Origin of the sequence: Limnohabitans sp. TEGF004, assembly GCF_027924965.1 — a bacterium.
Taxonomy (GTDB): domain Bacteria; phylum Pseudomonadota; class Gammaproteobacteria; order Burkholderiales; family Burkholderiaceae_C; genus Limnohabitans.
In genome coordinates, this window is the sequence record NZ_AP027056.1 from 114,930 (window position 1) to 134,164 (window position 19,235).

The window sequence follows — 19,235 nt, forward strand, 5'->3', positions numbered from 1 at the left end:
TGTGGCTGATTAGCGCAAAAACGCGTCGTAGCTAGTTTTACAAATCAGCGCACTTACCACCACGATGAACATGCCGCGTACAAATCCTGCGCCGTGTTGTAACGCCATACGTGTGCCCAACAAACTGCCGGCCACATTGGCCATGGCCAACGGCAGTGCCATGTGCCACCACACATGGCCTTTGTAAGTGAACAACACCAAGGCCGCGATATTGCTAGAAAGGTTCAAGAGTTTGGCGGCGACAGACGCATTCAAAAAGTCATAGCCCAACCAGCGCACCAACAAAAACACAAAGAAGCTGCCGGTGCCAGGGCCAAAAAATCCGTCGTAAAACCCGATCGTCAAACCGATGGTGGAGGTGGCCAGCAACTCCGCCCTGCCATGAAAGCGAGGCGAATGGTGACGCCCCATGTCTTTGCGCATCAAGGTGTAGATGAGCACGACCAACAAGACGGCGGGCAGCAAGCGCCGCAAAAATTCAGCTGACACCAGCGTGACCAACCAAGCGCCTAAAAACGCCGCCAACATGGTGACAGCTGCGGCAGGCAGCAATGCCAACCAACGCACCTGCACGCGGCGGCTGTACTGCCAAGTGGCAAAGGCTGTGCCCCAGACCGAGGCGCTTTTGTTGGTGCCAAACAGCGTGGCGGGTGCGGTGTTGGGGTAAACAGCAAACAAGGCTGGCAGCAAGATGAGGCCGCCGCCGCCCACGATCGAGTCCACAAAGCCAGCCAAAGCGGAGGCGAAGGTGGTGAAGAAAAGTTCCATGCAGGGATTGTGGTCTGAAATACCAACCCTTAAAAAAGCAAAAGGCACCGGGGTGACCGGTGCCTTTTCAGAGTGACGCCCCTTAGGAAGCGTCTGTTGTGTTTGTCTCCTCAGACCCTCGTGATACAGCGCTTACGCTGTTTCGAGTGCAGTAACTGTAAGCGCCACTTGGTCTTGTTTTGCCTAGGATTTTCCCTTGCGGGCTAACCCGAGGCGTATGAGGATCAGGCTTGTTCGGCCTCGTGCGCCAGCCATTGCGCGGCCTTTTCAGCCATCATCAAGGTGGGGCTGTTGGTGTTGCCGCTGGTGATGGTGGGCATCACGCTCGCATCCACCACGCGCAAGCCACGCACCACGCCGCCGCGCCCATCGCGCACGCGCAACTCGGGGTCCACCACGGCCAGCGGGTCGTCGATGCGGCCCATGCGCGCGGTACCCACTGGGTGAAAGATGGTGGTGGCAATGTCGCCAGCTAAACGCGCCAGGTCTTCGTCGGTTTGGTATTGCACGCCGGGTTTGTATTCCTCTGGCTTGTATTTCGCGAGGGCCGGTTGGGCAGCGATGCGGCGTGTCACGCGCAGGGAATCGGCCGCTACTTTGCGGTCGGCTTCGGTGCTCAGGTAGTTGGGTGCAATCTTGGGCGCATCGGCAAAGCTAGCGCTGGTGATGTTCACGGAGCCGCGGCTGGTGGGGTTCAAGTTGCACACGCTGGCAGTGAAGGCGGGGAAGCTGTGCAGCGGCTCGCCAAACGCATCCAAGCTGAGCGGTTGCACGTGGTATTCGATGTTGGGGTAGGGTTGGTCTGGGCTGCTGCGTGTGAATGCGCCGAGCTGCGACGGGGCCATGCTCATGGGGCCGCTGCGCTTGAAGGCGTATTCCAAACCAATCTTGGCTTTGCCCCACCAACTGCTGGCCAAGGTGTTGAGGGTGTCCACGCCTTGCACTTTGAAGACCGAGCGAATTTGCAAATGGTCTTGCAAGTTGGCACCTACGCCTGGCAGGTCAATGACGGGTTCAATACCGTGTTGCTTGAGCAGCTCGGCAGGACCTAGGCCAGAGAGCTGCAAAATTTGCGGCGTGCCAATGGCGCCTGCGCTCAAGACAACAGACTGCTTGGCAGTGACAGTCACGTAGTCTTGCCCTGTCCACACGTCAACACCGGTGCAACGTTGTGTGCCATCGGCATCGGTGCTCATGACCAGCCTTGACACTTGGGCGGATGACCACAGTTCAAAGTTAGGACGTGCGTAGCATGTGGGGCGAATGAAGGCCTTGGCTGTGTTCCAGCGCCAGCCGCTTTTCTGATTGACCTCAAAGTAACCCACGCCTTCATTGCTGCCACGGTTGAAGTCGTCGGTGGCGGGAATGCCGGCTTCGACGGCGGCTTGTGCAAATGCGTCGAGCACGTCCCAGCGCAAGCGTTGTTTTTCCACGCGCCATTCGCCACCTGCAATGTGATGGCGCAAGGTTTCGCCGTACACGGTGTTGTCTGCCAGCAGCACTTCGCTTTTGTTGCCCTTAGCGCCGTGCGATGCATTCGCGCCTGCGTGGTGGTCTTCGTGGAGTTTGAAATAGGGCAGCGCGTTGTCCCAGCGCCAGCGCGCATCACCCGTGATGTCGGCCCATTGGTCGTAGTCGCGTGCTTGGCCGCGCATGTAAATCATGCCGTTGATGCTGGAGCAGCCGCCCAACACCTTGCCGCGCGGGTAGCGCAAGCTACGGCCATTCAGGCCTGCGTCAGGTGCTGTGTTGTAGAGCCAATCGGTGCGTGGGTTGCCAATGCAGTGCAGGTAGCCGACAGGGATGTGAATCCAGTGGTAATCGTCTTTGCGGCCTGCTTCGATGAGCAGGACGCGTTTGCTGGCATTGGCGCTCAGGCGGTTGGCGAGCAAGCAGCCTGCGGTGCCGGCGCCGACGATGATGTAGTCAAACTGGGAATCACTCATGCAGATGTCTCAACTCTTTGTTGTTGTGTGCACGGATGGTAGCTTGCTTGTGTGCGTCACAGCGCCCATGCACGCGCGCGGGCGCCAACCTCCGCAAAGAGCAACAAAGTTACTTCGATGTAGGCATGACGAACTCAGCGCCCTTACCAATGCTCTCAGGCCAACGTTGCATGACGCTCTTTTGCTTGGTGTAGAAACGCACGCCCTCTTCACCGTAGGCGTGCATGTCGCCAAACAAGCTCTTCTTCCAGCCGCCAAAACCGTGCCACGCCATGGGCACGGGGATTGGCACGTTGATGCCGACCATGCCCACTTGGATGTGGCGTGCAAATTCGCGGGCCACGTTCCCGTCGCGGGTGAAGCAGCTCACGCCGTTGCCAAACTCATGGGCGTTGATCAAATCCACAGCTTGGGCCAAGTCGGCGACGCGCATGCAGCTGAGCACTGGGCCAAAGATTTCTTCTTTGTAGATGCGCATGTCGGGTGTGACGTTGTCAAACAAGGTGCCGCCCATCCAGAAACCGTTTTTGCAACCATCGCCAGCAGCGGCGCTGTCAAAGTTGCGACCGTCGACCAACAAGCGTGCGCCTTCTTTCACGCCTTGCTCGATGTAGCCGGTGATGCGCTTGTGCGCCACGTCGGTGACGATGGGGCCCATTTCGGCGGCGAGGTTTTCGCCGTTGAGCACTTTCAAAGCCTTGGTGCGTTCAATCAGCTTGGGCATCAAACGGTCTGCCACATCGCCGACCAATACGGCCACGCTGATGGCCATGCAGCGCTCACCGGCTGAGCCGTAAGCCGCGCCAATCAAGGCGTCTACCGCTTGGTCAATGTCGGCGTCGGGCATGACCACCATGTGGTTCTTCGCGCCGCCCAAGGCTTGCACGCGCTTGCCGTGGTGTGCACCGGTTTCGTAGATGTAGTTGGCGATGGGGGTCGAGCCCACAAAGCTCACCGCTTTCACATCGGGGTGCACCAACAACGCATCAACCGCTTCTTTGTCGCCTTGCACCACGTTGAACACGCCGTCTGGCAAGCCAGCTTGTTTGAGCAACTCAGCCATGAAGAGGGCGGGTGTTGGGTCAATCGGGCTGGGCTTCAACACAAACGTGTTGCCAGCAGCAATGGCCACAGGGAACATCCATGCGGGCACCATGACGGGGAAGTTGAAGGGCGTCACGCCTGCCACCACGCCGAGGGGTTGGCGCATGGTCCAGTTGTCGATGCCTGTGGACACTTGCTCAGTGAAGTCGCCCTTGAGCAATTGAGGAATGCCGGTGGCGAACTCGACGATGTCGATGCCGCGGCTGACTTCGCCTTGGGCGTCGGTGAACACTTTGCCGTGCTCGGCGGTGATCATGTGGGCCAGCTTGTCTTTGTTGGCATTGAGCAGCTCCAAGAACTTGAACATCACGCGGGCACGGCGCAGGGGCGGCGTGTCGGCCCAAGCGGGGAAGGCCTTTTGGGCGGCGGCCACAGCCGCGTTGACATCGGCTACATTGGCCAAGCTCACATTGCCTGTGACGGCGCCTGTGGCTGGGTTGTACACGGGTTGGGTGCGTGTACCGCTGCCGTTAGCAACGGCGCCGTTGATGTAATGCGCGATGTGGGCTTGTGTCATGGTGTCTCTCGTGGTGTGAAAAAGATGACGCAGTGTAGGCAGGGCGAATGCATGAAACAAGCATCAAACCCTGAATTGATTGTTCAAAATAGTGAACAATCAAACCATGAACGATCAAAAAATCAGCGAACTCTGGCACCACCTGCATTGGCTGAGTGTGCTGGCTCAACAAGGCAGCTACACCGCTGCGGCTGCACGCCTAGGCGTGAGTAAGGCCGCCATGAGCCAGCGCATTGCTGAACTCGAACGTGCAGCGCGTGTGCCGCTGGTGCAGCGCACCACCCGCAGCGTGCGTTTGACGGAAGCCGGGCAGCGATTGGTGGACGACACGCGAGCCTCGTTTGAACAAATCGAACACAGCTTTGCCCAAGTGCGCGACTTGGCGGGTGTGCCCAGCGGCCTGTTGCGCGTCACCGCCCCTGTGGCTTTTGCGCGTCAACAGTTAGCCCCGCGTTTGGCAGACTTTTTACGCGAATATCCAGAGGTGCGCATCGAGCTAGACATGTCTGACCGACTCAGCAGCTTGGCTACCGAAGGTTTTGACTTGGCCATTCGTCATACGGCCCGTCCGCCGGATACCCACGTGGCGTGGACCTTGTGCAGCACGCATTCAGTGTTGGTGGCCAGTAAAACGTATTTGCGCCGTGCGGGCACACCGCAAACGCCAGCTGATTTGCAAGCGCACAACTGCTTGCATTACCTGCGCGCGCAAGACACGCCCACGTGGACGTTGGCGCGTGTGAAGCCCAAAGCAAAAGACAAAGCGAATGATGAACGCATCACCGTACCGGTGACGGGGCAGCTGGCTGCGAATAACAGCGAAGCTTTAAGGGAGGCTGCGTTGACGGGGTTGGGCATTGCGTTGCTGCCCGACTTCAGCGCGCAAGCTGCTTTGCAGCAAGGCAAGCTGGTGCAGGTGTTGCCAGACTGGCAACCCGTGGGCGCGTTTGCCGAGCAGCTGTACGCCATTCGCCCGTATTCACCCCATGTGCCGAGAGCGGTGACGGCGTTTGTGGATTATTTGCGAAAGGCCTTGGCCGGAGGTTTTGCGGCTTAAACCAACGTGCGTGACGGCACTCGCCCAAGCTCAACGTGTGTTTTTTGGCTTAACGCCCACCCGAAATTTCCATCAAGCTCATGGTGGTGTAACTCGCCGCATCGCTGAGCAGCCACACAATCGCTTGTGCCACTTCTTCGGACGTTCCGCCGCGCTGCATGGGTACCAAGTGTGCCAAGTCGCGCACGCGGTTGGGCAAACCGCCCGAGGCGTGGATGTCGGTGTCAATCAGGCCGGGGCGCACCGCATTGACACGAATGCCTTCAGTCGCCACTTCTTTGGCAAGGCCGATGGTGAAAGCGTCAATGGCGCTTTTGGCCGCGGCGTAGTCCACGTATTGGCCGGGCGCACCCAAGCGTGCGGCGGCGCTTGACACGTTGACGATGCTGCCGCCCGAGCCACCGTGTGCCGTGCTCATGCGCTTGACAGCTTCGCGCGCGCAGGCGAACGAGCCCAGCACGTTGATGCGCATCATGCGTTCCCACCGCGCCCAGCTTTGGTCTTGCACTTTGGCGGTCACATCCACCACGCCCGCGTTGTTGACGAGGCCTGAGATGCGACCCAGCTTGGCATCGACTTCGGCAAACATGCGCAAGATGTGCGCTTCGTCGCCCACATCGGCCTGCACCGCGATGGCGCTGCCGCCTGCGTCTTGAATCTGTTTCACCACGCGTTCGGCAGCCGCAGCGTTAGTGGCGTAATTCACGGCCACGGCCCAGCCTTGCTGCGCTGCTAAAACGGCAGTGGCGGCGCCAATGCCTCGGCTGGCGCCAGTGATTAAGAGGACGGGTTTCATGTCTGTCTCCTGTGTGCGTGTTTGACGAACGGATGAGCGGCACGATACATCGAAGTGTTTGAAAAACGAGTAACCTGTTTGATACTGACTTTTGAAAAATTTAAGAGGTGCTTGCTATGACCGTTCGACTTCACGCCGCAGATGGTTTTGAATTTCCTGCTTATGTGGCCCAGCCCAAAGGCGCACCGAAAGGTGCCATCGTGGTGGTGCAAGAGATTTTTGGTGTCAACGCGCACATCCGGGAAGTGGCGGATGGTTATGCAGCTCAAGGCTATTTGGCAGTTGCGCCTGCCACCTTCCACCGTGCCAAGCATGGTGTGGAGTTGGGCTACACGCCTGACGACATGCAAGCTGGCATGGCATTGAAGACCGCGATCGAAGCTTTGCCATCGCCCGGTGTCATGGCCGACATTCAAGCGGCGGTGGATTACGCGGCCAAGACCAGCGGCGGCAAAGTGGGCATCGTGGGTTATTGCTGGGGCGGTTTGTTGTCATGGCGCGCGGCCGCTTTGGTGAAGGGCCTGAGCGCTGCTGTGCCTTATTACGGCGGCGGCTCCACCACAGACGAAGAAATTGCGCGTCATCCCAATTGCCCCGTCTTGGCGCACTATGCCGAAGAAGACCATTGGATTCAGCTAGACACGGTGGAGAAGTTCAGCCGTGCGCACCCTGAGGTGGAGGTGCATGTGTACCCCGCCAATCACGGTTTTAACTGTGACCATCGGGGCGCGTACCAAGAGGCCTCAGCCAAACTGGCGCTGTCGCGAACCTTGGCGTTTTTTGCCAAGCACGTGGGCTAAGTTCAGTTCGTTGGTGTGTGGCTGCGTGCGCTGCGCAGCACGCCCATGGTGGTGTGAAACAAGGCCACCATCACAAAGCAGCCCATGAAATCACCCAACGCCATGGCTGCGCTTTTGCGCCACAGCTCTTCTCTGGCGGTCACGTCTTGGGTGAGGTACAGCAGGTTGTGCACCACGCCGTTGAGCACGCTGGCCGTGAGTGACAGCCACACGATGTGGTGGTAGCGCAGATTGGTTAGGTCGTCTTGAATGTGAAGTAAACGCATCAACCCAAAGGCGGCAATGGGGTAGGTCATCAGGCTCACCACGGCAAAATAAACGACGGAAGACATGGGTTTGTCAGGCCAAATTCCTGCACCTAGATAAATGCCAACCACCAAGAGCCCTACGATGGCAGGCAAGCGCCCCACCAGCACTGCCAAGAGCTTCACGCCTGCTGGCAGAAACAACAAACTGATGCCAGCCGAGTAAACAAACTGTGCGTCAAAAAACTGGTTCAGCCTAAATGACAGGCTAAACAAAATGCCCGAAATCACCGCGATGGCAATGTGCGACCAGCGAACTTCAGGCAAGTGCATCAAGACAACCCGTGCAGTTTTTTCGCGGCATCAATGGCAAAGTAGGTGAGCACACCATCTGCGCCTGCGCGCTTGAAGGCCAACAAGCTTTCCATCATCACCGCATCGTGGTCGAGCCAGCCGTTGATGGCTGCCGCCTTGAGCATGGCGTATTCGCCACTCACTTGGTAAGCGAAAGTCGGAACCTTGAATTCGTCTTTGACGCGGCGCACTACGTCGAGGTAGGGCATGCCGGGTTTGACCATCACCATGTCCGCGCCTTCGGCGATGTCCAGCGCCACTTCGCGCAGGGCTTCGTCGGTGTTGCCGGGGTCCATTTGGTAGACCTTTTTGTCGGCCTTGCCCAAATTAGAGGCAGAGCCCACAGCATCGCGGAAAGGGCCGTAAAACGCGCTGGCGTATTTGGCGCTGTAGGCCATGATGCGGGTGTGGATGTGACCGCGTGCTTCGAGGGCTTGGCGAATTGCACCAATCCTGCCGTCCATCATGTCGCTGGGCGCCACGATGTCTACGCCTGCGTCAGCTTGGGCCAGAGCCTGCTTGACCAGCATCTCCGTGGTGACGTCGTTCAAGATGTAGCCGGTGTCATCCAGTAAGCCGTCCTGGCCATGGCTGGTGAAGGGGTCGAGCGCCACGTCGGTCATTACGCCCAATTCTGGGAAATTCTTTTTCAGCTCGCGCACCACATGCGGCACAAGGCCGTCGGGGTTTGTGGCCTCAACGCCATCGGGTGTTTTGAGGTGTGCACTGATAACGGGGAACAGTGCCATCACGGGAATGCCCAGCTTCACGCATTGCTCGGCCACGGGCAGCAGCAAGTCCAAGCTCAAGCGCTCGACGCCTGGCATAGAGCCCACAGCTTCGCGGCGGTTTTCGCCTTCGAGCACAAAGACGGGGTAAATCAGGTCGTTCACGCTCAAGGCGTGTTCGCGCACCAAGCGGCGGGTGAAATCGTCACGGCGCAAACGGCGAGGGCGGTTGGCTGGGAAAGAGGCGAAGGGGTGTTGCATGGGTGAAATTGTGCCTGTTTGCAGATGTCGCTTAGGTGCACGAGGCAGTAGTAGCCCCATTGAGGACAAACCAAGCGTTTGTTAGATTGCTTTCGGGCAGCTTGCTGCTCCCCGCTTTACCTCCCTAGGCGGGCGTCTGGCGTGTCACAGCGCTTAGACGATTTGGCCCGACCTTGTGTCGGGCTTTTTTTGAGCGCGGCTAAACTGGCTGCATGCTTTGGATCAAATCTTTTCACATCATCTTCGTGGCCAGCTGGTTTGCGGGCTTGTTTTACCTGCCGCGCATCTTCGTGAATTTGGCGTCCGTGCCTGAAGGGTCCGACGCTGAAGAAGCCCGCTTGCTACTGATGGCGCGCAAGCTGATGCGCTTCACGACTTTGTTGATGGTGCCTGCGGTGGCCTTAGGCTTGGTGCTGTGGCTGTATTACGGCATTGGCTTGGTTGGCGTGGGCAATGGTTGGATGCATGCCAAGCTCACCATCGTGTTGCTGGCATTGGGCTACCACCACGGCTGCGGCCGCTTGTTGCGCAAGTTCGAAGCGCGCACCAACACGCGTGGCCACGTTTGGTATCGCTGGTTCAACGAGATTCCGGTGGTCTTGCTGACCATTGCCGTGATCTTGGTGGTCGTCAAACCTTTCTAAAACACGCGCTGGCCCATGCGTAAAACGTCCGCTTGGCCCCTGTCGCAAATTTGCGTGGCGTTGATCGTCTACGCCAGTCTGTATCCGTTTGACCATTGGCGTGACCAAGGCATTTGGACGTGGTCATTTCTCACCGCACCTTGGCCCAAGTATTGGTTGGGGTTTGATGTGGTGGCCAACGTCTTGGGTTACGCCCCGCTGGGCTTTTTCTTAACTTTGAGCGCCATGCGCATGGGCTGGCAAACCCGCGAGGTGTTGCTCTCCACGTTGGCGGCTGCGGTGCTGTCGCTCACGATGGAAGGCCTACAAAGCTACTTGCCAGCGCGCGTGCCATCGTTGCCAGATTTTTTGCTCAACACCTTGGGCGCTTTCATGGGTGCGGTGTTGGCCAATTCGCTCGAGCATTTAGGACTGCTGCGCCGCTGGAGCCAGTTTCGCGAACGTTGGTTTGTGCGTGACGCCTACATGGCCTTGGTGTTGATGGCGGTGTGGCCTGCCGCTTTGTTGTTTCCGGTGGCTGTGCCCCTGGGTTTGGGGCAGGTTTGGGAGCGTGTGGAAGATGCGTTGACCAGCGCTTTTGAAGCCACGCCGTTTGAAGATTGGATTCCGCTGCGTGCCTTTGAGCTGGAGCCTTTGCTGCCAGGCGCTGAGCTGTTGTGCGTGATGTTGGGCTTGCTTGTGCCGTGCTTGTTGGGCTTTGGTGTGATTCGCCAAGCGGGGCAGCGCTTGGTGTATGTGTTGGTGGTGTTGGGCATGGCGTTGGGCGTGAGTGCCTTGTCAGCCGCACTCAGCTACGGCCCCGCGCACGCGTGGACTTGGCTGGACTTGCCTGTGGTGCTGGGCTTGGTTTTTGGTTGTGTGGTGGCTTTGTTGTTCTTGCCGCTGTCGGCCCGCACTGCTTGGGCGTTTTTGTTGCTCGCGGTGTTGGTGCAACAAAGCGTGTTGAACCAGTCACCCGAGAGTGCGTACTTTGCACAGACCTTGCAAACTTGGGAGCAGGGCCGATTCATTCGCTTTCATGGCCTGGTGCAATGGTTGGGCTGGCTGTGGCCCTATGCCGTGTTGATGCTGGCGCTGGGGCGTTTGTCACGTGAGCGCAGCACGCAAAACTAAAATCTCTTCATGACTCAAAACTCGTACTACAAACATCACATTTTTTTCTGCCTGAATCAGCGCGAGAACGGCCAAGATTGCTGTGCCAACCACGGCGCACAAGAAACGTTTGACCATTGCAAAGCCCAAGTCAAAGCGGCAGGCCTCGCAGGCGCGGGCGGCGTGCGGGTGAACAAGGCGGGCTGCTTAGACCGCTGCGCAGGCGGCCCCGTGGCGGTGGTGTATCCCGAAGGCGTTTGGTACACGGTGATGGATAAGAGCGATGTGAACGAGATTGTGGAAAGCCACTTGAAAAACGGCCAAGTGGTTGAGCGCTTGGTGGTACCCGCCCACGTGGGGCGTTGAGGCAGTCATGAATTCACAAACCCAAAAAATCACCCTTGAAGGCGAAGCGGGCGTCATTGAAGCTTTGCGTGACGAGCCCGAGGGCGTGTCGCGTGGTGTGGCCATCGTGGCGCACCCGCACCCTTTGTTTGGCGGCACCATGGACAACAAAGTGGTGCAAACACTGGCGCGTGCCTTTGTGCAATGCGGCTGGACGGTGGTACGTTTTAATTTTCGCGGCGTCGGCGCGTCGGCGGGCGAGCACGATACAGGCGCTGGCGAAGCGCGTGACTTTTTGCGCGTGGTTGAACAAGTAGCGCCCAGTGGTCTGTTGGTGATTGCAGGCTTTTCGTTTGGCTCTTTTGTGGCCAGCCATGCTTTGGCCGAGCTGCACACGCATCGTGCGATTGAGAAGGTGGTGTTTGTTGGCACGGCAGCACAGCGTTTCACGGTGGCGCCGATTGCGTCTGAGCTGCATGACAAAACGTTGGTCGTGCATGGCGAGCAAGACGACACGGTGTCGCTGGCCTCGGTGATGGACTGGGCGCGCCCACAAAGCCTGCCTGTGACGGTGGTACCAGGTGGCGGCCATTTCTTTCATGGACAATTGCCTCTTCTCAAGAATTTAGTGGTGCGCCATTTGCAGGGCTAAGCCTTGTCAGTGTCGACGGGCGTTTCCCTTTGAAGCGCGCCCAATTCTTTGACTTATTTTTTGAAGACAACCATGACACGACTTCTGAGCACCACTTTCATTGGTTTTTTGATGGGTTTGACTTGCGTCTTTCATGCGCAAGCCCAAGTGCCACAGCCGCCTGAAATTGCAGCGCGTGCGTATTTGTTGGTGGATTTGACCGCGCAGCAAACCTTGGCGGAGCTGGATGCTGATAAGCCTATTGAGCAAGCGTCGTTGACCAAGTTGATGACGGCTTACATCGTGTTTGATGCACTCAAGGCTAAAAAAATCAGCTTGCATCAAACCTTTGGCGTGAGTGAGCGCGCTTGGAAAATGCCGGGTTCTCGCATGTTCATTGACCCTAAGATGAAAGTGCCAGTGGAAGACCTCATCAAAGGCATGATTGTTCAGTCTGGCAACGACGCCACCATGGCGCTGGCCGAAGGTGTGGGCGGCACGGCAGAGCACTTTGTGCAAATGATGAATGCCCAGGCCAAGGTGCTGGGCATGAAGTCCACGGGTTACAAGAATCCAGAAGGTTTGACCGAGCCAGGCCATACCACCACGGCGCGCGATCTGAGCATCTTGGCGGGTCGCTTGATGCAAGACTTTCCTGATTACGTGGGCTACTACGCGATCAAAAAATACCGCTACCCAGGCACGCCTGCAGCCAACGAAAACAACCGCAATTTGCTGCTATTTCGTGACCCCAGCGTGGATGGCCTGAAAACAGGCCACACCGACGCCGCAGGTTTTTGCTTGATCGCCACTGCCAAGCGTGAGGCGCCGGGTGTGGGCCAGCGCCGATTGCTGTCGATTGTGTTGGGAGCTTCTAGCGAGAACGCCCGTGCCACCGAGTCACAAAAGCTGTTGAATTGGGGTTACACCGCGTTTGATGCCATCAAATTGTTTGATGCCAACCAAGCCGTGGTCACGCCCAATGTTTGGAAGGGCCGCGGCAGCCAAGTCAAACTGGGCCGCTTCGCCCCTATCGTGGTGGCTGTGCCCGCAGGCGCTGCTGGCCGCATCCAAACCCAAGTGGCTCGCCCTGAGCCCTTGGTGGCGCCGCTCAACCGCGGTCAAGCAGTGGGGGCCTTGAAGGTCACCTTAGACCAAAAACCATTGGTTGATGTGCCTTTGTTGGTGCTCGAGACCGTGGAGCAAGCGGGCTTTGTGGGCCGCGCATGGGACACAGTGCGTTTGTGGGTCAAGTAAACGTTATTTGAGGCATTTCGGGCTAGATTTGCCTCCCTCTCTCGATGCTGATACACTAGAAGGCTTTTCGGAAATTCCGAAGGGATTCACGTTTTCTTTTTATTTCAACGTTTAGGGACGTTACAAACAATGCCAACCATCAATCAATTGGTGCGTCAGGGGCGCGAGGTCGAAACGATCAAGTCCAAAAGCCCTGCGATGCAAAACTCTCCACAACGCCGTGGCGTGTGCACCCGTGTGTACACCACGACGCCTAAGAAGCCAAACTCTGCGCTGCGTAAAGTTGCCAAAGTTCGCTTGACCAACGGTTTCGAAGTTATTTCGTACATCGGTGGTGAAGGCCACAACTTGCAAGAACATAGCGTTGTGCTCGTGCGCGGCGGTCGTGTCAAAGACTTGCCAGGTGTGCGTTACCACATCGTGCGCGGTTCGCTCGACTTGCAAGGCGTCAAAGACCGTAAGCAATCGCGTTCTAAGTACGGCGCTAAAAAGCCAAAGGCTAAGTAAGCACTGATCTTTTGATCAAACAGGTGCTGTTTCCCGCGTGGCGCGGTGAATCAGCGTAGTGACCCGCTGTGGGTCGAGTAAGTGAAAACCAAGATGGTTTTTGCGGTGTCTGAAAAGATGCCAACTGAAGCAATTAAGAGGTGAAATATGCCACGTCGTCGCGAAGTCCCTAAACGTGAAATCTTGCCGGATCCAAAGTACGGCAATGTTGAGCTGTCTAAATTCATGAACGTGATCATGGAAGGCGGCAAGAAAGCTGTTGCCGAGCGCATCATTTACGGTGCCTTGGAGCAAATCGAACAAAAGTCGGGCAAAGATCCGCTCGAGTTGTTCAATGTGGCCATCAACAACGTCAAGCCCATGGTGGAAGTTAAATCCCGCCGCGTGGGTGGTGCTAACTACCAAGTGCCCGTTGAAGTTCGTCCAGTCCGTCGCTTGGCTTTGTCCATGCGTTGGTTGAAAGAGGCCGCTCGCAAGCGCGGTGAAAAATCCATGGCTTTGCGCTTGGCCAACGAGTTGTTGGAAGCGTCTGAAGGTCGTGGCGGTGCTATGAAAAAGCGTGACGAAGTTCACCGCATGGCCGAAGCCAACAAGGCGTTCAGCCACTTCCGCTTCTAAATTCAAAGGTAAAACATGGCTCGCAATACCCCCATTGAGCGCTATCGCAACATTGGTATTTCAGCGCACATTGACGCTGGTAAAACCACCACGACAGAGCGTATTCTTTATTACACCGGTGTGAACCACAAGATTGGTGAAGTCCATGATGGCGCCGCCACTATGGACTGGATGGAGCAAGAGCAAGAGCGTGGTATCACGATCACTTCTGCTGCCACCACTTGTTTCTGGAAGGGCATGGATGGCTCTTTCCCAGATCACCGCATCAACATCATTGACACCCCTGGTCACGTTGACTTCACGATTGAAGTTGAGCGTTCCATGCGCGTGCTCGACGGTGCTTGCATGGTTTACTGCGCGGTGGGTGGCGTTCAGCCCCAATCCGAAACTGTGTGGCGTCAGGCTAACAAGTACAAAGTGCCACGTTTGGCCTTTGTAAACAAGATGGACCGTACGGGTGCCAACTTCTTCAAGGTCGTGGACCAGATGAAATTGCGCTTGAAGGCCAATCCTGTGCCAATCGTGATCCCAATCGGCGCTGAAGACAACTTCACCGGCGTGGTTGATCTCCGCAAAATGAAAGCCATCATTTGGGACGAAGCGTCTCAAGGTATGAAGTTCACTTTTGAAGAGATCCCAGCCAACTTGGTGGAGTTGGCCAAAGAGTGGCGCGAGAAGATGGTGGAAGCTGCTGCTGAAGCCTCTGAAGAGTTGATGAACAAGTACCTTGAAGAAGGTGACTTGACTGAAGAAGAAATCACACACGGCTTGCGTGTGCGTACCATCAACAGCGAAATTCAACCCATGTTGTGCGGTACAGCGTTCAAGAACAAAGGCGTTCAACGCATGTTGGATGCAGTACTTGAATTGATGCCTTCTCCGTTGGACGTGAAAGCCATCAAGGGTTTTGACGAAGACGAAAAAGAAGTGATCCGTAAAGCGGATGACAACGAGAAGTTCTCCGCCTTGGCATTTAAATTGATGACCGATCCATTTGTGGGTCAGTTGACATTCGTGCGCGTTTACTCGGGCGTCCTGAAAAAGGGTGACACCGTGTACAACCCCGTGCGCGGCAAGAAAGAACGTATCGGTCGTATCGTGCAAATGCACGCCAACAACCGTGAAGAAGTTGATGAAATCCGTGCGGGCGACATCGCTGCTTGCGTGGGTTTGAAAGATGTGACCACAGGCGAAACCTTGTGCGATCCAGCAGCTGTGATCACCTTGGAGCGCATGGTGTTCCCTGACTCCGTGATTCGCCAAGCTGTTGAGCCAAAGACCAAAGCTGACCAAGAAAAAATGGGTATGGCTTTGTCACGTTTGGCTGCAGAAGATCCTTCTTTCCGCGTGCAAACCGACGAAGAGTCGGGCCAGACCATCATTGGTGGCCAGGGTGAATTGCACTTGGAAATTATTGTCGACCGCATGAAGCGTGAATTCGGCGTTGAGGCCAACGTGGGCAAGCCTCAAGTGGCTTACCGCGAAACCATCCGTAAGACTGTCGAAGAAGCCGAGGGCAAGTTCGTTCGTCAATCCGGTGGTAAGGGTCAATACGGTCACGTGGTGCTCAAGGTTGAGCCTCAAGAAGCTGGCAAAGGCTTTGAATTCGTTGACGCGATCAAGGGTGGTGTGGTTCCTCGCGAATACATCCCCGCGGTGGAAAAAGGCGTGATCGAAGCTTTGAGCCAAGGTGTGTTGGCTGGTTACCCAGTTGTTGACGTCAAGGTGACTTTGCACTTCGGTTCGTACCACGATGTGGACTCGAACGAAATGGCTTTCAAGATGGCTGCCATCTTTGGTTTCAAAGAAGGTTGCCGCAAAGCTCAGCCCGTCATTCTGGAGCCCATGATGGCTGTGGAAGTTGAGACACCTGAAGACTATGCTGGTAGCGTGATGGGCGACTTGTCCTCACGTCGCGGCATGGTGCAAGGTATGGACGACATGGTCGGTGGTGGTAAAGCGATTAAAGCTGAAGTGCCGTTGTCTGAGATGTTCGGCTACTCAACCACCCTGCGTTCGATGTCACAAGGCCGCGCAACTTACACGATGGAATTCAAGCACTACGCTGAAGCCCCTCGCAACGTTGCTGAAGCCATTGTTGCTTCACGCGCTAAGTAAACAAAACCCATGGGGCTGCGTCAAGCGGCCCCTGTCTGCGACGATGCGCCGCCCTGTCACCCGTGCGGGGCGAATCAGCAGTATCGTGCAGACATAAAACCTGTACACGGGCACTGCTCTTTGGAGAAAAGAAATGGCAAAAGGAAAATTTGAACGTACCAAGCCGCACGTGAACGTGGGCACCATTGGTCACGTTGACCACGGCAAAACAACTTTGACAGCTGCGATCACCACGATCCTGTCTTTGAAGTTTGGCGGCGAAGCGAAGGCTTACGACCAAATTGACGCGGCTCCAGAAGAAAAAGCTCGCGGTATCACGATCAACACCGCTCACGTTGAGTACGAGACTGAAACACGTCACTACGCACACGTGGACTGCCCTGGTCACGCCGACTATGTGAAAAACATGATCACTGGCGCTGCTCAAATGGACGGCGCTATTTTGGTGTGTTCAGCTGCTGACGGCCCAATGCCACAAACTCGCGAGCACATCTTGTTGGCTCGTCAGGTGGGCGTGCCTTACATCATCGTGTTCTTGAACAAGTGCGACATGGTGGACGACGCTGAGTTGTTGGAATTGGTCGAAATGGAAGTTCGCGAACTTCTCGAAAAATACGACTTCCCAGGCGACGACACCCCAATCATTCAGGGTTCAGCCAAGCTGGCCCTCGAAGGCGACAAAGGCCCATTGGGCGAAGAAGCTATCCTGAAATTGGCTGCTGCTTTGGACAGCTACATCCCTACGCCTGAGCGCGCAGTGGACGGTGCTTTCTTGATGCCAGTGGAAGACGTGTTCTCGATCTCTGGCCGCGGCACTGTGGTGACCGGTCGTATCGAGCGCGGCATCATCAAAGTCGGCGAAGAAATCGAAATCGTGGGTATCGTTGACACAGTCAAGACCACTTGTACCGGCGTGGAAATGTTCCGCAAGTTGCTGGACCAAGGTCAAGCTGGCGACAACGTGGGTATCTTGTTGCGCGGTACAAAGCGCGAAGACGTGCAGCGCGGCCAAGTGCTGTGCAAGCCAGGTTCAGTCAAGCCACACACGCACTTCACAGCTGAGATCTATGTGTTGTCTAAAGACGAAGGCGGCCGCCACACACCATTCTTCAATAACTACCGTCCCCAGTTCTATTTCCGTACGACTGACGTGACAGGTGCTATCGAGTTGCCAGAAGGCAAAGAGATGGTGATGCCAGGTGACAACGTGTCGATCACTGTGAAGTTGATCCACCCCATTGCGATGGAAGAAGGCTTGCGCTTCGCCATCCGCGAAGGCGGTAAGACTGTTGGCGCTGGTGTGGTTGCTAAGATCATTGCCTAAGCTAGGAATTTAAATGTCCGCCAAGCAAAAGATTCGCATCCGCCTGAAGGCGTTTGACTACAAATTGATCGACCAGTCTGCTGCTGAGATCGTTGACACTGCCAAGCGTACCGGCGCGATTGTTAAAGGCCCAGTGCCTTTGCCAACACGCATGAAGCGTTTTGACATCTTGCGTTCACCGCACGTCAACAAGACCAGCCGTGACCAGCTCGAAATCCGTACCCACCAGCGTTTGATGGACATCGTGGACCCAACTGATAAAACAGTTGACGCCTTGATGAAACTCGACCTGCCAGCGGGCGTGGACGTCGAAATTAAGTTGCAGTAATGTGACTTTGGGATGGGTCAAAAGCCCATCCCAGCCCCCGCGCCAACGAGTAGTTGCTCTTGGCGCGGTTTTCGCGATATACTCGCGGGCTTCGTGCAATTTGCATGAGGATTTATCAACCGTCTTTCACGCAAAAACGTAACTGCCAATTGAAGTGGTTGCGGTGAGAGTTTTGGAGAAAACAATGAGTCAAAGCATCCGTTTGGGATTGCTGGGTCGCAAGGTGGGCATGATGCGTCTGTTCACTGATGATGGGGATTCGATCCCTGTCACGGTGTTGGATGTGTCCAACAACCGCGTGACCCAAGTGAAAACCCAGGAAAACGACGGCTATGTGGCCTTGCAGGTCACATTCGGTTCGCGCAAAGCATCGCGCGTGACCAAGCCAATGGCTGGACACCTTGCGAAAGCAGGCGTCGAAGCCGGTGAAATCATCAAAGAATTCCACGTGACTGCTGATGTCGCAGCTAAGTACGCCGCTGGCGCTACTGTGCCTGTGACTGATGTGTTTGCAGTGGGCCAAAAGGTGGACGTGCAAGGCACAACCATCGGTAAAGGCTTTGCTGGCACCATCAAGCGTCACCACTTCAAGTCACAGCGCGCGTCGCACGGTAACAGCCGTTCGCACAACGTGCCTGGCTCTATCGGTATGGCACAAGACCCAGGTCGCGTGTTCCCCGGTAAGCGCATGTCTGGCCATTTGGGCGCTGACATCGTGACAACTCAAAACCTCGACGTGATTCGCATCGACGAAGCTCGCCAACTGTTGTTGATCCGTGGCGCAGTGCCTGGTTCAGCCGGTGGCTTCGTGACTGTGCATCCCGCCGTCAAAGCTAAAGGAGCGAACTGATGCAAGTCGAACTCCTGAATGACCAAGGTCAAGCTGCGTCTAAGTACGACGCACCAGAAACCGTGTTCGGTCGTGAATACAACGAAGATCTGGTTCACCAGATCGTGGTGGCTTACCAAGCTAACGCGCGTCAAGGCACTCGTGCCCAAAAAGACCGTGAGCAAGTTAAGCACTCGACTAAGAAGCCGTTCAAGCAAAAAGGCACCGGCCGCGCTCGCGCTGGTATGACGTCTTCGCCTCTGTGGCGTGGCGGCGGTCGCATTTTTCCGAACATGCCTAACGAGAACTTCACACAGAAGATCAACAAGAAGATGTACCGCGCTGGTATGGCTTCGATCTTGTCCCAGTTGGCCCGCGAAGGTCGTTTGGCTGTGGTTGAGTCTTTGAAGGTTGATGCTCCAAAAACCAAATTGTTGGCAGCTAAATTCAAGGCGATGAACCTTGAATCAGTGTTAGTGATCTCTGAGGAAGTTGATGACAACTTGTACTTGGCTTCACGCAACTTGCCAAACGTGTTGGTGGTTGAGCCTCGCTACGCAGATCCATTGTCATTGGTGCACTACCGTAAAGTCCTCGTGACCAAGGGTGCCATGGACCAACTCAAGGAGATGTTCGCATGAGCCACGGACACAAACAAACCAAATTCGACGAAGGTCGTTTGATGCAATTGTTGGTCTCTCCCGTCGTGTCCGAAAAGGCCACCATGGTTGCAGAAAAGCATAACGTCGTCACCTTCAAAGTGCTGCAAAACGCTGAAAAGCCTGAGATCAAAGCCGCTGTGGAATTGATGTTCAAGGTTGAAGTTCAAAGCGTGAACGTGGTTAACACAAAAGGTAAGGCCAAGCGCTTTGGCAAGTCTATGGGTCGTCGCGACAACGTTCGCAAGGCTTATGTGACTCTGAAGCCAGGTCAAGAACTGAACATCTCTGGGGAGGCCGCTTAATC

At 56.2% G+C, this 19,235-nt stretch carries 21 protein-coding genes; 15 read left to right on the forward strand and 6 right to left on the reverse strand.

The window, feature by feature from the left end:
* Positions 1–9 precede the first annotated feature (9 nt).
* The 3 genes from LINBF2_RS00565 to LINBF2_RS00575 all read right to left on the reverse strand — a co-directional run bounded on the left by LINBF2_RS00565 (position 10) and on the right by LINBF2_RS00575 (position 4,335).
* Positions 10–768: a TSUP family transporter gene (locus LINBF2_RS00565; protein ID WP_281889606.1), complete on the reverse strand. Its 759-nt coding sequence runs from the start codon at positions 766–768 to the stop codon at positions 10–12.
* A 224-nt stretch (positions 769–992) separates the two neighbouring features.
* Complete coding sequence (locus LINBF2_RS00570; protein ID WP_281889608.1) at positions 993–2,714, reverse strand: GMC family oxidoreductase N-terminal domain-containing protein; 1,722 nt, start codon at positions 2,712–2,714, stop codon at positions 993–995.
* A 109-nt stretch (positions 2,715–2,823) separates the two neighbouring features.
* Positions 2,824–4,335: a CoA-acylating methylmalonate-semialdehyde dehydrogenase gene (locus LINBF2_RS00575; RefSeq protein WP_281889610.1), complete on the reverse strand. Its 1,512-nt coding sequence runs from the start codon at positions 4,333–4,335 to the stop codon at positions 2,824–2,826.
* 106 nt (positions 4,336–4,441) lie between these two features.
* Between LINBF2_RS00575 and LINBF2_RS00580 the strand changes: the two genes are divergently transcribed.
* On the forward strand, positions 4,442–5,392 hold the full coding sequence (locus LINBF2_RS00580; protein ID WP_281889612.1) for a LysR family transcriptional regulator: 951 nt from the start codon (positions 4,442–4,444) through the stop codon (positions 5,390–5,392).
* A 49-nt stretch (positions 5,393–5,441) separates the two neighbouring features.
* Here LINBF2_RS00580 and LINBF2_RS00585 read toward each other — a convergent pair whose 3' ends face one another.
* Positions 5,442–6,188: an SDR family oxidoreductase gene (locus LINBF2_RS00585; RefSeq protein ID WP_281889614.1), complete on the reverse strand. Its 747-nt coding sequence runs from the start codon at positions 6,186–6,188 to the stop codon at positions 5,442–5,444.
* A gap of 116 nt (positions 6,189–6,304) precedes the next feature.
* Between LINBF2_RS00585 and LINBF2_RS00590 the strand changes: the two genes are divergently transcribed.
* Entirely contained in the window at positions 6,305–6,988 is a 684-nt protein-coding gene (locus tag LINBF2_RS00590; RefSeq protein ID WP_281889615.1) for a dienelactone hydrolase family protein, read from the forward strand.
* A gap of 2 nt (positions 6,989–6,990) precedes the next feature.
* Here the strand turns inward: LINBF2_RS00590 and LINBF2_RS00595 are convergent, their stop codons facing one another.
* Both LINBF2_RS00595 and hemB read right to left on the reverse strand, forming a co-directional pair.
* Positions 6,991–7,566 (reverse strand): hypothetical protein, encoded by a 576-nt coding sequence (locus LINBF2_RS00595; protein WP_281889617.1) that lies wholly within the window; start codon positions 7,564–7,566, stop codon positions 6,991–6,993.
* Entirely contained in the window at positions 7,566–8,576 is a 1,011-nt protein-coding gene (gene hemB / locus LINBF2_RS00600; RefSeq protein WP_281889619.1) for a porphobilinogen synthase, read from the reverse strand. The genes LINBF2_RS00595 and hemB overlap by 1 nt, the downstream gene beginning before the upstream one ends.
* Before the next feature lie 212 nt (positions 8,577–8,788).
* Between hemB and LINBF2_RS00605 the strand changes: the two genes are divergently transcribed.
* The 13 genes from LINBF2_RS00605 to rplW all read left to right on the forward strand — a co-directional run bounded on the left by LINBF2_RS00605 (position 8,789) and on the right by rplW (position 19,233).
* Positions 8,789–9,220 (forward strand): CopD family protein, encoded by a 432-nt coding sequence (locus LINBF2_RS00605; protein ID WP_281889621.1) that lies wholly within the window; start codon positions 8,789–8,791, stop codon positions 9,218–9,220.
* A gap of 15 nt (positions 9,221–9,235) precedes the next feature.
* On the forward strand, positions 9,236–10,333 hold the full coding sequence (locus tag LINBF2_RS00610; RefSeq protein ID WP_281889623.1) for a VanZ family protein: 1,098 nt from the start codon (positions 9,236–9,238) through the stop codon (positions 10,331–10,333).
* A gap of 9 nt (positions 10,334–10,342) precedes the next feature.
* Entirely contained in the window at positions 10,343–10,678 is a 336-nt protein-coding gene (locus tag LINBF2_RS00615) for a (2Fe-2S) ferredoxin domain-containing protein (protein ID WP_281889625.1), read from the forward strand.
* A 7-nt stretch (positions 10,679–10,685) separates the two neighbouring features.
* Complete coding sequence (locus LINBF2_RS00620) at positions 10,686–11,309, forward strand: alpha/beta fold hydrolase (protein WP_281889627.1); 624 nt, start codon at positions 10,686–10,688, stop codon at positions 11,307–11,309.
* Positions 11,310–11,420: 111 nt separating this feature from the next.
* Positions 11,421–12,545 (forward strand): D-alanyl-D-alanine carboxypeptidase family protein, encoded by a 1,125-nt coding sequence (locus tag LINBF2_RS00625; RefSeq protein ID WP_281891253.1) that lies wholly within the window; start codon positions 11,421–11,423, stop codon positions 12,543–12,545.
* A 129-nt stretch (positions 12,546–12,674) separates the two neighbouring features.
* Positions 12,675–13,052 carry a 30S ribosomal protein S12 gene (gene rpsL / locus LINBF2_RS00630; protein WP_011466063.1) on the forward strand — a complete coding sequence of 126 codons (378 nt, stop codon included), beginning with the start codon at positions 12,675–12,677 and terminating at the stop codon, positions 13,050–13,052.
* A 147-nt stretch (positions 13,053–13,199) separates the two neighbouring features.
* Positions 13,200–13,670, forward strand: a complete 471-nt coding sequence (gene rpsG / locus LINBF2_RS00635) for a 30S ribosomal protein S7 (protein WP_104796800.1) — start codon at positions 13,200–13,202, stop codon at positions 13,668–13,670.
* A gap of 15 nt (positions 13,671–13,685) precedes the next feature.
* Positions 13,686–15,788 carry an elongation factor G gene (gene fusA, locus LINBF2_RS00640; protein WP_281889645.1) on the forward strand — a complete coding sequence of 701 codons (2,103 nt, stop codon included), beginning with the start codon at positions 13,686–13,688 and terminating at the stop codon, positions 15,786–15,788.
* A gap of 133 nt (positions 15,789–15,921) precedes the next feature.
* Positions 15,922–17,112: an elongation factor Tu gene (tuf, locus tag LINBF2_RS00645; RefSeq protein WP_104796798.1), complete on the forward strand. Its 1,191-nt coding sequence runs from the start codon at positions 15,922–15,924 to the stop codon at positions 17,110–17,112.
* Positions 17,113–17,125: 13 nt separating this feature from the next.
* Positions 17,126–17,440, forward strand: coding sequence for a 30S ribosomal protein S10 (rpsJ, locus tag LINBF2_RS00650; RefSeq protein WP_104796797.1), 315 nt, complete (start codon positions 17,126–17,128; stop codon positions 17,438–17,440).
* A 184-nt stretch (positions 17,441–17,624) separates the two neighbouring features.
* The gene (rplC, locus tag LINBF2_RS00655) at positions 17,625–18,290 is read left to right on the forward strand and encodes a 50S ribosomal protein L3 (RefSeq protein WP_281889648.1); all 666 of its coding nucleotides are present in this window, start codon (positions 17,625–17,627) and stop codon (positions 18,288–18,290) included.
* Positions 18,290–18,910, forward strand: a complete 621-nt coding sequence (gene rplD / locus LINBF2_RS00660) for a 50S ribosomal protein L4 (RefSeq protein WP_104796795.1) — start codon at positions 18,290–18,292, stop codon at positions 18,908–18,910. The genes rplC and rplD overlap by 1 nt, the downstream gene beginning before the upstream one ends.
* Positions 18,907–19,233 (forward strand): 50S ribosomal protein L23, encoded by a 327-nt coding sequence (gene rplW, locus LINBF2_RS00665; RefSeq protein WP_104796794.1) that lies wholly within the window; start codon positions 18,907–18,909, stop codon positions 19,231–19,233. Before rplD ends, rplW begins: the two co-directional genes overlap by 4 nt.
* Positions 19,234–19,235: the final 2 nt, after the last annotated feature.

What these genes read in the sequence shown, in the direction of transcription:
- LINBF2_RS00585 (WP_281889614.1), bottom strand. Translation starts at nt 6,188, where the DNA reads ATGAAACCCGTCCTCTTAATCACTGGCGCCAGCCGAGGCATTGGCGCC.
- rplW (WP_104796794.1), top strand. Translation starts at nt 18,907, where the DNA reads ATGAGCCACGGACACAAACAAACCAAATTCGACGAAGGTCGTTTGATG.
- tuf (WP_104796798.1), top strand. Translation starts at nt 15,922, where the DNA reads ATGGCAAAAGGAAAATTTGAACGTACCAAGCCGCACGTGAACGTGGGC.
- LINBF2_RS00620 (WP_281889627.1), top strand. Translation starts at nt 10,686, where the DNA reads ATGAATTCACAAACCCAAAAAATCACCCTTGAAGGCGAAGCGGGCGTC.
- rpsG (WP_104796800.1), top strand. Translation starts at nt 13,200, where the DNA reads ATGCCACGTCGTCGCGAAGTCCCTAAACGTGAAATCTTGCCGGATCCA.
- LINBF2_RS00590 (WP_281889615.1), top strand. Translation starts at nt 6,305, where the DNA reads ATGACCGTTCGACTTCACGCCGCAGATGGTTTTGAATTTCCTGCTTAT.
- LINBF2_RS00610 (WP_281889623.1), top strand. Translation starts at nt 9,236, where the DNA reads ATGCGTAAAACGTCCGCTTGGCCCCTGTCGCAAATTTGCGTGGCGTTG.
- hemB (WP_281889619.1), bottom strand. Translation starts at nt 8,576, where the DNA reads ATGCAACACCCCTTCGCCTCTTTCCCAGCCAACCGCCCTCGCCGTTTG.
- LINBF2_RS00595 (WP_281889617.1), bottom strand. Translation starts at nt 7,566, where the DNA reads ATGCACTTGCCTGAAGTTCGCTGGTCGCACATTGCCATCGCGGTGATT.
- fusA (WP_281889645.1), top strand. Translation starts at nt 13,686, where the DNA reads ATGGCTCGCAATACCCCCATTGAGCGCTATCGCAACATTGGTATTTCA.
- LINBF2_RS00615 (WP_281889625.1), top strand. Translation starts at nt 10,343, where the DNA reads ATGACTCAAAACTCGTACTACAAACATCACATTTTTTTCTGCCTGAAT.
- LINBF2_RS00580 (WP_281889612.1), top strand. Translation starts at nt 4,442, where the DNA reads ATGAACGATCAAAAAATCAGCGAACTCTGGCACCACCTGCATTGGCTG.
- rplD (WP_104796795.1), top strand. Translation starts at nt 18,290, where the DNA reads ATGCAAGTCGAACTCCTGAATGACCAAGGTCAAGCTGCGTCTAAGTAC.
- rpsJ (WP_104796797.1), top strand. Translation starts at nt 17,126, where the DNA reads ATGTCCGCCAAGCAAAAGATTCGCATCCGCCTGAAGGCGTTTGACTAC.
- LINBF2_RS00565 (WP_281889606.1), bottom strand. Translation starts at nt 768, where the DNA reads ATGGAACTTTTCTTCACCACCTTCGCCTCCGCTTTGGCTGGCTTTGTG.
- LINBF2_RS00570 (WP_281889608.1), bottom strand. Translation starts at nt 2,714, where the DNA reads ATGAGTGATTCCCAGTTTGACTACATCATCGTCGGCGCCGGCACCGCA.
- rpsL (WP_011466063.1), top strand. Translation starts at nt 12,675, where the DNA reads ATGCCAACCATCAATCAATTGGTGCGTCAGGGGCGCGAGGTCGAAACG.
- LINBF2_RS00575 (WP_281889610.1), bottom strand. Translation starts at nt 4,335, where the DNA reads ATGACACAAGCCCACATCGCGCATTACATCAACGGCGCCGTTGCTAAC.
- LINBF2_RS00625 (WP_281891253.1), top strand. Translation starts at nt 11,421, where the DNA reads ATGGGTTTGACTTGCGTCTTTCATGCGCAAGCCCAAGTGCCACAGCCG.
- rplC (WP_281889648.1), top strand. Translation starts at nt 17,625, where the DNA reads ATGAGTCAAAGCATCCGTTTGGGATTGCTGGGTCGCAAGGTGGGCATG.
- LINBF2_RS00605 (WP_281889621.1), top strand. Translation starts at nt 8,789, where the DNA reads ATGCTTTGGATCAAATCTTTTCACATCATCTTCGTGGCCAGCTGGTTT.